The 12,656-nt window shown below is 54.1% G+C and carries 9 protein-coding genes; 6 read left to right on the top strand and 3 right to left on the bottom strand.

Features of this window, described 5'->3' with window-relative positions:
• The first annotated feature begins 5 nt into the window (after nt 1-5).
• From B5F22_RS02705 to B5F22_RS02730, 6 genes are all read left to right on the top strand, one after another.
• A complete protein-coding gene (locus B5F22_RS02705) occupies nt 6-761 on the top strand; it encodes a Wzz/FepE/Etk N-terminal domain-containing protein (RefSeq protein ID WP_087390554.1) in 756 nt (251 codons plus the stop codon).
• 12 nt (nt 762-773) lie between these two features.
• Complete coding sequence (locus B5F22_RS02710) at nt 774-1,475, top strand: CpsD/CapB family tyrosine-protein kinase (protein ID WP_087390558.1); 702 nt, start codon at nt 774-776, stop codon at nt 1,473-1,475.
• 52 nt (nt 1,476-1,527) lie between these two features.
• Nucleotides 1,528-2,619, top strand: coding sequence for a hypothetical protein (locus tag B5F22_RS02715; RefSeq protein WP_143482164.1), 1,092 nt, complete (start codon nt 1,528-1,530; stop codon nt 2,617-2,619).
• Nucleotides 2,620-2,934: 315 nt separating this feature from the next.
• On the top strand, nt 2,935-4,647 hold the full coding sequence (locus B5F22_RS02720; RefSeq protein WP_343223918.1) for a nucleoside-diphosphate sugar epimerase/dehydratase: 1,713 nt from the start codon (nt 2,935-2,937) through the stop codon (nt 4,645-4,647).
• Complete coding sequence (locus B5F22_RS02725) at nt 4,622-5,122, top strand: VanZ family protein (RefSeq protein WP_087390564.1); 501 nt, start codon at nt 4,622-4,624, stop codon at nt 5,120-5,122. Before B5F22_RS02720 ends, B5F22_RS02725 begins: the two co-directional genes overlap by 26 nt.
• Nucleotides 5,123-5,297: 175 nt before the next feature.
• Nucleotides 5,298-9,227: a LamG-like jellyroll fold domain-containing protein gene (locus tag B5F22_RS02730; RefSeq protein WP_087390569.1), complete on the top strand. Its 3,930-nt coding sequence runs from the start codon at nt 5,298-5,300 to the stop codon at nt 9,225-9,227.
• A gap of 88 nt (nt 9,228-9,315) precedes the next feature.
• On the opposite strand, the gene galE is transcribed toward B5F22_RS02730, so the two are convergent.
• From galE to B5F22_RS02745, 3 genes are read right to left on the bottom strand one after another with little or no spacing between them, the layout of a single operon-like run.
• On the bottom strand, nt 9,316-10,335 hold the full coding sequence (galE, locus tag B5F22_RS02735) for a UDP-glucose 4-epimerase GalE (protein WP_087390571.1): 1,020 nt from the start codon (nt 10,333-10,335) through the stop codon (nt 9,316-9,318).
• A gap of 40 nt (nt 10,336-10,375) precedes the next feature.
• Nucleotides 10,376-11,740, bottom strand: a complete 1,365-nt coding sequence (glmM, locus tag B5F22_RS02740) for a phosphoglucosamine mutase (RefSeq protein ID WP_087390574.1) — start codon at nt 11,738-11,740, stop codon at nt 10,376-10,378.
• 32 nt (nt 11,741-11,772) lie between these two features.
• Nucleotides 11,773-12,435, bottom strand: coding sequence for a UDP-N-acetylglucosamine pyrophosphorylase (locus B5F22_RS02745; protein ID WP_087390577.1), 663 nt, complete (start codon nt 12,433-12,435; stop codon nt 11,773-11,775).
• Nucleotides 12,436-12,656 lie beyond the last annotated feature (221 nt).

Raw genomic sequence — 12,656 nt, forward strand, 5'->3', positions numbered from 1 at the left:
TAGACATGGAGCATAATGAAACCTTGCATGCACCACAGCTAAATCAGTCTGCGGTGGATGATGGGGGCGAAATTGATCTGGTGGAAATTTTCTACCTGTTTTGGGGACATGCCATTCAAATCATACTGTGTGCCATCTTAGGTGGCTTATTGGCGTTTGGTTATACCCGGTTTTTAGTGACCCCGCTATACCAGGCGGAAGCGAAGTTGTATATGGTGTCCGCTTCTGCGGGATCTATGATTAGCATTTCAGATCTACAATTGGGCAGCCAGTTGACCTCAGACTACCAGCAGTTGATGGTTAGTCGCCCGCTATTGGAAGATGTGATTGACTCCTTGGATTTAAATATGGGTTATGGTACGCTCAAGGGAATGATTTCTGTGAGCAATCCAACAGATACCCGAATCCTGAGCGTGACGGTCACCAGCAGCGATCCCAAACTGAGTTGTGATATTGCAAATGAGTTGGTGGACCAAGCGGTCGTCTACTTACCCCGGGTCATGGAATGCGATGAGCCCAATGTGGTGGAACGAGCTGTGGTTCCAGGTGGAGCATCTAGCCCTAATTATGCCCGCAATGTGTTTTTAGGCGTGGTTGCGGGACTTGTGATTTGCTGTGTAGTCATTCTGATTCGATTCCTGAGTAACGACACATTTGTTACAGCCGATGACTTGGCACGTCGATTTGGAATTCAGCCGCTAGCATCCATTCCTGAGGCCGATTTAGGTGCCTTCAACAAGCGGTTGAAGCAAAAGAAGTAAGGAGGGAATTGCGTGAAACAGCTTACCATCAATCAGCTGCCACAGCTTCCCTTTGATGTGGCAGAGTCTGTCAATCAACTCCGTGTGAATCTCGGATTTTGCGGAAAAGAAATCAAAGCCATCATGATTACCAGCAGTACTCCGGATGAGGGAAAAAGTTTTGTCTCTGTGAATCTATGGCAGCAGATGGCGCATGTAGGAAATCGAACGCTGCTCATTGACTGTGACTTGCGTAATTCAGAGATGCGCACCCGCTATGGCATCGGTGGCGATGATAAGGTTTTGGGGTTAGTGCACTACCTTGCTGGACAGGTAGAGTTGGAGGATGTTATCTATCAGACAGACGTGTCTGGAGGATTTATCATTCCAGTGGCGACCCATATAGCAAACCCCTCCTTGCTTCTGGAGGGGGAGCGCTTTGAAAAGCTGATGGCCTATTGCTGGGATAACTTTGACTATATCGTTGTGGACACCCCGCCTATCATGAATGTGGCGGACAGCTTAAATATTGCAACGCATTGCGATGGCACTGTTCTGGTCGTGCGCAGCGGAGTGACCTCTCGCCGTTTGGTGGAAAACTCCATTCAGATGCTGCAAAAGACCTCAACACCGCTGCTGGGAACGGTGTTGAATCGTGTGAACACCAACCGGAAGGCGTATCGCTATTATTACAAACGCTATTATAACAAGTATGGTTATTACGGGGGCAAGTAAAATCCCCCAAAGCAGTAATGAACCATGGTACATAAAGTAAGGAGGAACTTACATGCGTAAGAACAGAATAATGGGGGCCGCTTTGGGGGTTTTCATGGCGGCCAGTGTAGCTTCTTCGGCCTTTGCAGCTTGGGCTCCCAGCAAGACTCAGCAGGAGATCATTTCTGCCAGCGGTGTTGCCAACATCGGTGGGAATCAAACCACCATTACTACGATTGTGGGTGGCGGAAAAGTTCCCGAGGGATATCCTGTCACTTCGAGCGGAAATTTGATTCTCTCTCAGGTCTCTGATCCTGTGGTTTTGATTACGCCTCTGTCTTTGACTCAACTGGGTAACCAAGGTGTGGGAGAAGGATTGGCCTACAAAGATAAGGCTGGTCTGGAAACTGAGAGTGGCCTGACCTATGCAGCCAATGCCAAGACAAACCTCGTGTATCAGACTGTGGTGAATGCTCAGGATACCACAGAGTTTTTGTCCAAGTTCCCAGGAGACGTGAAGGGAGCCATGGAAGCTTTGATTGCCCAGAAAATCGAGGCCAAGCGCGCTGAGCTGGAACAGCAGAAGGCTGAGGCAGAAGCCAATGGGGACGAGGAGGCTGTGGCTGCTATCGAAAAGCAGTTGGCAGGTTTGGAGAACCCTGACTATGCCAGCGTGAACAACTATTCTCCTCTGGCGGTCTTTGATGTGTCTGCCAGTGCTGCTCTGCTGGAGCAGATGAATGAGGAAGACACTGTGGACGTCACCTTCGAGGTCAACGGTGTCAATGAGAACAGCGATCTTATTGCTCTGCACTTTATGGGCAATATTGAAGACTGTGACGCTGCTATGGATATGGTGAACAACGACTTTGTCAATGCCACACTGGATTTCCAGGTGGAGGTACTGGATGTGGCCACTGAGGATGGCAAGGCTACCATCACCTTGTCCTCCTTCTCTCCAGTGATGTTGATGACCCGCGTGGAGACAGAGGAAGGGGCTCAACCCAGTCAGGAGCCGCAGGCGACTCAACAGCCGGAAGAGAAGCCTCAGCCTGAGGAGAGTGGAAACATTCTGCCTTGGGTGATTGGTGGAGCTGTGGTTGTCATTGCTGTAATTCTCTTCGTTGTGGCAAAGACCAAGAAGAAGACCCCTGTAGAGAAGTGATGAACGGATACGTCCTGTCCCCGGTTTCCTGGTATGTGAAACCGGGGACAGTCATGTACAGAACATATTGTCAATAGAAAATCAGGGCGGAGAATTCCAAAGAGAGGAGTGTAACTCTTGAGATTAAAGATGTCATGGAAGATTCTCATGATTATGTTGGTGGATACACTGATCATGGTGAGCAGCTATGCCTTGGCGCTGTTAATACGGTTTGATTTTCAATGGTCACAGATACCGATGACGTATGTGCGCAGTTGGGTGCCTTGTTTGGTCGTACAGTTGATTGTCACTGCAATCGTATTTTTCTGGCGAAGGATGTACCATTACATTTGGCGCACGGTAAATGCCTATGATGTCATTCGTATGTGTGTGTCGGTTATACTGGCGTTTGCGTTGTCCAACCTGTGCTGTATGTTTTTGAACTTATCGCTGCCCAAAAGTGTCTGGGTGATGATTTTTGTGTTTCAGCTGTGCGGGTTGGTTGGAGTGCGATGTGTGTTGCGCCTCTGGACTGTGGTGCACCACTCCTATGGGAAAAGACATAGGGGCGAGGAGCGAATTATGCTCATCGGGGCAGGAGAGTCTGGCCGTATGCTCTCGCGTGAATTACGGACAAGTGCCCAGGTACAGGGACGGTTGTGTTGCGTGATTGATGATAACCCTCAGTTGCATGGAAAGTATTTGGATGGTGTACGTATTGTGGGCGGTCGAGATCAGATTGAGAATGCGGCCAAGCGGTACAATATCACACAGATTCTCTTTGCCATTCCTACCATCCAGCAGGAAGAGAAAGCGGCTATTCTGAACATTTGTAAGATGACCGGCTGCCGTCTCCGGGTGCTTCCTGGTCTCTATCAGTTGCTCAATGGAGAGGTCAGCCTTTCGGCTGTGAAGGATGTTCAGGTGGAAGATCTGCTGGGACGCTCTCCGGTGCAGTTGAACAAGGCAGTGGTGTCCGACTTCCTGGAGGAAAAGGTGGTTATGGTTACTGGCGGCGGCGGCTCCATCGGTAGTGAGTTGTGCCGACAGATTGCCACCTGTCATCCTCGCCGGCTTATTATCCTGGACATCTATGAAAATAATGCCTACGACATCCAGCAGGAGTTGAAGCGGACCTATGGGCCTAAATTGGACCTGTATGTAGAGATTTGTTCCATACGAGATAAGAAGCGTGTCTATCAGATTTTTGAGCACTATCGCCCGGATGTAGTGTTCCATGCGGCAGCCCATAAACACGTGCCCCTGATGGAGGATTGTCCGGACGAGGCCATCAAGAATAATATCTTTGGTACTTATCATGTGGTGCGCGCTGCTGAGAAGTATGGCGTGAAGAAATTTGTCATGATTTCCACGGATAAAGCCGTGAACCCCACCAATTTGATGGGGGCTACCAAGCGGTTCTGTGAGATGATTTTGCAGAGCCGCCGAGGCAGCAGTACCGAGTTCTGTGCGGTACGCTTTGGCAACGTTCTGGGCTCCAATGGTTCTGTGATTCCGCTTTTTAAGCGGCAGATTGCCAACGGCGGCCCGGTGACCATCACGGATAAGCGAATCATCCGCTATTTTATGACTATTCCGGAAGCTGCCATGTTGGTGTTGGAAGCTGGCGCCATGGCCAAGCAGAGCCAGATTTTTGTGCTGGACATGGGGCAACCGGTGAAGATTCTCACACTGGCAGAAAATCTTATTCGTCTGTCTGGACTGGAGCCGTATAAGGACATTGAGATCAAGGAGATTGGGCTGCGCCCCGGAGAAAAGCTGTACGAGGAGCTGCTGATGCAGAGCGAGCACTTGTTGACCACTGAGAATGAGAAAATCTTTGTGGAAGAGCAGCAGGTGATTGCCCAGCGGGATATCATGTGCGGACTGATTTCCCTGGATAACTTCGTGTCTGCCCAGCGGCCCAAGGACGAGCTGATTGCTCTGATGCGCTACTTGGTTCCTACCTTCCGGGACCCCGACGAGGTAAATCGGGAGGCAGTGGAGCGTCTGGAAGGTGCTCATGAGAAGCAGGCTGTCCGTGCATAACCTCAATATCCGGCACCCCAAGATGTGGCTGGGAGTGTGCATGGCCCTTGGTGTGATGACACTCTTGATATGGGGAAACTCCATGCGCACCTCCACCCAGTCTGCCCAACAGAGCGGCTCACTTCTGGCGTTCTTGACGCCATGGTTGACAGCTCTGGGGATTCAGCCGGAGGGATTCCACACCATTCTACGCAAGCTGGCCCACTTCTCTGAGTACGGCCTGCTGGGTGTTCTGTGGACGATTGAGCTGTGGCTGGGTCCTCACAGTGAAAAGAGAAGGGGTACGATGCAGCGTCTGAGCTTTTGTATGCTCACGGCCTTTTTGGATGAGACCATTCAACTGTTTGTGCCAGGACGAAGCGGAGAAATTCGAGACGTGTGGATTGACACAGCGGGTGCATGGACGGGTATTGTGATCACAACGTGTCTTGTATGTATCGCAATGAAATTCCGAAATAGAAATAAGAATATGTGAGAAAATACCGCTCTACTGCCAATAGAGGCAGTGGAGCGGTATTTTGCTTTTCATTTGTCTGTGACTACTGTCATTTTGACAAAGGGAGGAACATCATACCACAATATGTTTGTTGACAGTGTTGGACATAGCATGATACTATCACTATGCATTTATATGAAAGGGAGAGAGGTCTATGAAACAAAAGGGGTGGAAGATCGTTTTATCTTCTGTGCTGGCATGTAGTATGCTCATGCCCTATGCGATGGGCGTGCGTACCATGGCCGCTGCGCCAGAGAGTCAACTCAAGGACCACTGGAGCTTTGATTCTCTGACCAGTGATGCAGGAGAACACACAACGGCCACACTGGAAGGTGACGGCGTGAGTGTTGTGGACAGCGGAAATCCGGTGTTTGGGAATGTGCTTCGATTTGGAGCGGGTACCGACAACTATCTGAAGCTGCAAGATTACATTAACACGGGAAAGGGACAAGTTTCCTTTTCAATGTGGTATCGGTACGATAAGACCATTACAGGGGATAAGGAGTCTGCATCTACCGTGCTGCTTCAGCACGAGGGGAGTGGGCGTTCCCTGTTGACCCTGCGCTCCAATGGCCAGTACCACACGTACATCAATGGAAAAGATGTACTTTCCCAGAAGTCCGTGTCTAAGGGAGAGTGGCAGCACATCACGGTCACCTTTGACCAAGAGAGTAAGAAGGTAAAGTTCTATATCAACGGTGTTTTGGACAGTGAGCAGGCGCTGGGTGACAGCACCGTGGACCAGCTGCTGACGCTTCGTCTGGGCGCCCATAAAAACGCAGGCAACACGGATCCTCATCCTATGCGGGGAGATGTAGACGAGTTTTATGTATACGAAAAGGTGCTTACCGATGCTGAGGCCCTGGCAGTGTACGAAGATAAGGCGGTGGAGCTGTACCGGGCGGAGTTACAGACTGCTGTGGAGGAGGCCCAGGCCCTCTATGACAGCCATGCTCTGCCCGATGACCACGAATGTGCCGTGGAGCTGGCTCAGGCCATTGCAGCGGTGGCGGAGGCCACAACCCTGGAACAGATGAAGCAGGCTTACGAGACGCTGCAAAATGCCGTGGCCGCATACCAGGCGGCTGTCCCGCTGAACCTGACGGTCAACCTGGACCAGGTGAACTGGGTCATTGATGCAGATTCCATTTTTGGTATTAATCACCGCTATGCGTTCAACGGTTATGGTACCTTTGATTCTGAGACGATGCAGATGAAAGAGAAGTTTACCCAGCTGTACATGAATGCGGGTTTTGGCTCCATCCGTTATCCCGGTGGAACCATTTCCAATCTGTTCAACTGGAAAACTACCCTGGGACCGAAAGAAGACCGCAAGGATCAGATCCACGGCTTCTATAATAATCCGGGGCAGGGAGGTATTGAGCCCAACTTTGGCATTGCAGAGATTGCAGACTTTGCCGACCAGGTGGACTCTGAGATTGTCTATGTGTACAGCTTGGGCCGCGGCAATGCGCAGGATGCAGCCGACCTGGTGGAGTACCTGAATGCAGAAGTAGGCACCAATCCCAACGGAGGCATTGACTGGGCCCAGGTGCGCGCGGATAACGGACACCCGGAGCCCTACCATGTGCGCTATTTTGAGATTGGTAACGAGATGCAGCAGGCCTATGGCCAGGCTGCTGATGGCACTTCTTCCCAGGGCTATTGGACCGACTATGTGTCCGGTGGAGCAGAGAAGGCCTACACGGAGGGCGGAACCGCCACATTCACCCAGAGATATACGGTGGATGAGGAGAATTGGAACAAGGTGGCCTCTCAGTCCGATGGAAGCGCCAATCTGGTACGCTTTTTGCGGTATGCCAACCTCAACCCCGGTATGCTGGATGAAAATGGGGAGATTGTAGACGACCCCAGCTTCCGGGCCATGAATGATGGGGTACGGGTCTATGTGGGGACCGATGGAAACCTGACGGAATGGACTGTGGTGGACAGCTTGGAGAACTCCGGGCCTGAGGACACCCACTGTGTAGTGAACTACGCCAACGGCTCCATCCTGTTCGGTGATGGCGTTCACGGCAAGATTCCCTCCAAGGGCCAGAACATCTATGCCACCTACAGCGTGGACCGAGAGGGATTCCTCGATGTGTCCAAGGCCATCAAAGAGACCACCCGGAAGATCAATGAGGCGGAGGGCACGGACTACCAGGCCAACGTGTATACCAGCTTTGAATCCAAGGGCTTTATCAATCGCATGAACAGTCTGGGTGCCAACGAGTGGTACGATGGCATGACTATCCACCCCTATTCCGGCACCGTGTCCGGTGGCAGCGATGCGAATGCCTTCTATGACAACGCCATGAAGAAGGCAGAGAATGTGGGTATCCAGCACGTGCAGGACTATGTGGACATGCTGCCGGAGGGAAAGGTGCCTGTGATCAGCGAGTTTGGCATCTTCCGGAACACGGAAGCTCAGGTGCGATCCCAGACCCACGCCCTGTACATTGCCAAGGTGATGATGGAGTATGTGAAGCTGGGCAGCCCCTATATCCAGAAGCACTGCCTGGCAGACTGGTATAGCTCTGGGGCAGACTCCCTGGGACCCACCCAGCAGGCGGTGATTCAGGTGGTAGCCCAAGAGGGGGCTGACACCTCCACAGGTGAAGGTGAGTTCCGTTTCTTCTCTACTCCGTCTGCCCATGTGTTTGAGATGCTCAACGCTGGCTTCGGTGATCAGGTGGTGGAGGCCCAGGTGGCGAATGCTCCTACGCTGTCCAACGGTGTGACGGCCATTTCCACCCTGGCCAGCAAGGACGAGGCTGGAAACGTGTACATCGCAGTGGTCAATGTGGACCGTGAGAAGGACTACAGCGTGCAGCTGAACATCCCCGGCATGGATCTGTCTGGCCGCGCCGTAGAGATTCAGACCCTGGCCTCTGAGGGCATTGCTGAAGAGAATACCCTGGAGAATCCCGACAACGTATCCATCGAGACGACTCAGATGGTCATGGGGGACAACCCTGTGGTGGAGCTTCCCAAGCACTCCTTTGTGGTGATGAAGGTGATGGCACCTCAGCCTGAGACCTACACCGTGACTGTAAACACCCAGGGCCAAGGCACCGCCTCTGCCTCTGTGGAGACTGCCACGGCTGGTACCACCATCACCCTGACGGCTCAGGCCGCCCAAGGTTGGCACTTTGTGGAGTGGAAGAGTGACGATGTCACCGTTTCCGACAACGCCTTCCTGATGCCGGAGCAGGCGGTGATCGTGACTGCTGTGTTTGCCCAGGATAGCCAGCCCGGCGATGTGGACAAGACTCTGTTGGAGAAGACCATCGCCTACGCTGAGACGCTGGACACCACCGGTGTCACCGACTCCGCTGTGGTTGCTTTCCAGAAGGCGCTGGCCGAGGCCAAGACCGTGATGGCCGACACCAATGCCACCCAGGAGCAGGTGAATGCCGCTTGGGACAACTTGCTGGAGGGCATTTGGGTTCTGGGCCTCACCCAGGGCGACAAGACCCTGCTGGAGCAGCTCATCACCAAGGCCGATGCTATGATGGCCGATGTCGACAAATACGTGGAGGCCAACTGGAAGCAGTTGGTGGGCGCTCTGGCTACCGCCAAGGACGTGATGGCTGACGGTGACGCCATGGATGAAGATGTCCAGCCCGCCGCAGAGGCCCTGCTGAATGCCATTCTGGCCCAGCGCTTCAAGGCCGACAAGGCCATTCTGGAAGACCTCATCACCAAGGCTGAGGGAATCAACCTGGAGGGTTATACCGCCGAGTCTGTGGCCACCTTCCGCACGGCTCTGGCCAATGCCCAGGCAGTGATGGCAGATCAGAGCCTCAGTGAGGACGATCAGAGCGTGGTGGAGCAGGCGGTAGTCCAGCTCAGCGATGCCATGGACGGGCTCACGGCCCAGGGAGCGTCGGAGCCCAGTGATAAGCCGGAAGCTACCAACCAACCTGAGGCCACCCAGAAGCCCCAGGTCACAGAGAAGCCCAGCAGCATACCCCAGACCGGTGATTCTGTTCACCTGATGTGGTATGTGGCCGCTTTGGCCACCGCTGTGAGCTTGCTGGCAGGGGGCGCTGTGGCCGTGCGCAAGCGTAGAAACTGAACATACAGAAAATAATAGAAACAACCGGAGAGGCCAGCCCATTGGGGCTGGCCTCTCCGGTTGTGATTTATGTGATTTACAAGTGGAATTAAGCCTTATATCCGTTGGGGTTTTGGGACTGCCACTTCCAGGAGGAAGCGCACATCTCTTCAATGCCGTACTGGGCTTTCCAGCCCATCTCGTCCCAGGCCTTCTGGGGGTCTGCGTAGCAGGCGGCAATGTCGCCGGGGCGACGGGGGTCCATGACGTAGGGCAGTTCCTTGCCGCAGGCCTTCTCATAGGCGTGGAGAATGTCCAGCACGCTGTAGCCCTTGCCGGTACCCAGGTTGCACACAAAGAGGCCGCAGTTCTGGGACACCTTCTCAATGGCGGCCACATGGCCCCGGGCCAAATCCACCACATGGATGTAATCCCGGACGCCGGTGCCATCGGGGGTGGGGTAGTCTCCACCAAAGACGTGGAGCTTTTCCAGCTTGCCCACGGCTACCTGGGCGATATAGGGCACCAGGTTGTTGGGGATGCCGTTGGGGTCCTCGCCGATGAGACCACTTTCGTGGGCGCCGATGGGGTTGAAGTAGCGCAACAGAGCCACGTTCAGGGTGGGATCGGCCTTGCAGTAGTCCATGAGAATCTTCTCGATGAACAGCTTGGTGGTACCATAGGGATTGGTGGTGCCGCCGGTGGGGAAGTCCTCACGGATGGGCACCGTGGCGGGATCGCCGTACACGGTGGCGGAGGAGGAGAATACAAAGTTCTTCACGTTGTGGGCCCGCATGGCGTTGAGCAGCACCAGGGTGCTGGTGAGGTTGTTGGTGTAGTATTCCAGGGGCTTGGCAACGCTCTCACCCACGGCCTTGAGACCGGCGAAGTGGATGACCGAATCAATGTCGGGGTACTGGTTGAAGATCTGCTCCACGGCGGCTGCATCGCACAGGTCTGCCTCCACAAAGGGAATGGTGGTGCCAGTGATCTGCTCCACGCGATGAATGGCCTCGGGGCAGGAGTTGACGAAATTGTCCACGACGACAATGTCGTGGCCGGCCTGAATGAGCTCCACACAAGTATGGCTGCCGATATACCCGGCGCCGCCGCTGACGAGAATTGACATGATTGTATGCCCTCCTTTGAATATTGGTGAAAACGAAAACTTACACTGCGTGGCCCTTGGCAATGACCACATCCACCACTTGCTGGGCCAGAGCCTGGCACTGGTCGTGGTCGGGGGCTTCCACCATGACCCGAATGAGAGGCTCGGTGCCGGACTCGCGCACCAGAATGCGACCGGTATCGCCCAAGGTATTGGCCACAGCATCCACCGCAGCCTGTACATCGGCGTCATCCTGGGCGGTTTTTTTATCGTGGACCCGGACATTGATCAGTACCTGGGGATAGATGGTAACCGGAGCGGCCAATTGGGTCAGAGTTTTGCCCTGGGCCAGCATGGCCTCCATGATCATCAGAGCGGTGAGAATGCCGTCGCCAGTGCGGGCGTGCTGGCTAAAGATGATGTGGCCGGATTGCTCGCCGCCCAGGCAGTGGCCGTTTTTGACCATATTCTCATAGACATACTTGTCACCCACGGCGGTCTTCTCATAGGAGATGCCCACCTCGTCCAGGGCTTTGTACAGACCAAAGTTGGACATGACGGTGGTGACGACGGTGTTATTGGCCAACTGTCCCAGGCTCTTGAGGTAGCAGCCATAGAGGTACATAATGTGGTCACCGGTGACCACATTGCCGTTCTCATCCACGGCCAGGCAGCGGTCAGCATCGCCGTCAAAGGCGAAGCCCACATCCATGTGGTTTTCCACCACATAGCGCTGGAGTGCGCCGATATGGGTGGAGCCTGCATCCATATTGATGTTCAGTCCATCGGGATTGGCGTGGATGGTGTGTACCTCAGCGCCCAGAGCCTCAAAAATCTGGGGACCCAGCTTCCAGGCGCTGCCGTTGGCGCAGTCCAGAGCCACGCGCTTGCCCTGGAAGGAGTGCTGGACCAGAGAGATGAGGTGCTGGGCGTACTGCTCTCGGCCAGCCACATCGTCAATGATGCAGCCGATGGCATCGCCGCTGGCCATGGGTAGCTGCTCCAGGATCTCACCGTCCAGCATCAACTTGCCGTCCAGATAGTCCTCCACCAGAGAGATGACACCCTCGTCCATCTTCTCGCCGTCTCCATTGATGAGCTTGATGCCGTTGTCATAGAAGGGGTTGTGGGAGGCGCTGATCATCACGCCGCAGTCGTAAGCGCCGTTGCGAGCCATGTAGGACACGGAGGGGGTGGTGGTGACGTGCAGCAGGTGGACATCTGCCCCGGAGGCGGCCATACCAGCGCTGATGGCGTACTCCAGCACATAGCTGGAGCGGCGGGTGTCTTTTCCCACCACGATGGTGGCACGATGGCCCCGACCATAGTAGTAGCCCAGGAAACGGCCAATCTGATAGGCGTGGTCGGCAGTGAGGCCTACGCCGGCCTTACCGCGGAAACCGTCGGTTCCAAAATATCTTCCCATGAGATTATCCTCGCTTTCTTTATTGGAATGCATCAACCCTGACGATGGGTGATGTGGTCCTTGTCCTTATAGATACTGCCCTGGGGGATGACGCCCCGGACGCAGCTGGTGGGGTAGACGCTGGTGTGGCGGCCCAGAATGGTGCCGGGATTGAGCACAGAGTTGCAGCCCACTTCCACATAGTCGCCCAGCATGGCGCCTACCTTTTTTCGGCCAGTCTCCAGCAGCTCATCTCCCTTGATGACCACTGGGGTCTTGTCGGACTTCACGTTGGAGGTGATGGAGCCAGCGCCCATGTGGCTCTTATAGCCCAGAATGGAGTCGCCCACGTAGTTGTAGTGGGGCACCTGAACGCTGTCAAAGAGAATGACGTTTTTCAGTTCCACAGAGTTGCCCACCACGCAGCCTTCGCCAACCAGAGCGGAGCCACGGATGAAAGCGCCGTGGCGCACCTCAGTGTTGGGGCCGATGATGCAGGGGGAGCCCAGGTAGGCGGAAGGCATCACCTTGGCGGTGCGGTGTACCCATACCTGGGGCTGAGGCTGGTCATACTCCTCCGGGGACAGCGTGCTGCCCAGGGAGAGGATCAGCTGGGAGATTCCCTCCAGTGCCTCCCAGGGATATTCGAATTGCCGCAGATAATCGGCGGCAACGGTATGCGAGAGGTCAAAAAGGTCTTGAATTTTCACATCCATGAAATGTACCTCCAATTTTACTTCTTTACATCTTATTAATATAGAGGAAATCCATGAAGTTTTCAATCACTGATTCTATTGAATTTCTTTCCAAACATAACGTGTGAAACTGTCGAATTGCCGGATGCCATACCAAGAGGGCACAGGGAGAGAAGAAAACCGAAACCTGAGGAGTATCCGATGCCTGCGAAAAGGGCGTGAGCTGGGAGTAAACGAGGAGC

Origin of the sequence: Pseudoflavonifractor sp. An187 (assembly GCF_002160275.1) — a bacterium.
In the GTDB taxonomy this organism is placed as follows: domain Bacteria; phylum Bacillota; class Clostridia; order Oscillospirales; family Oscillospiraceae; genus Enterenecus; species Enterenecus faecium.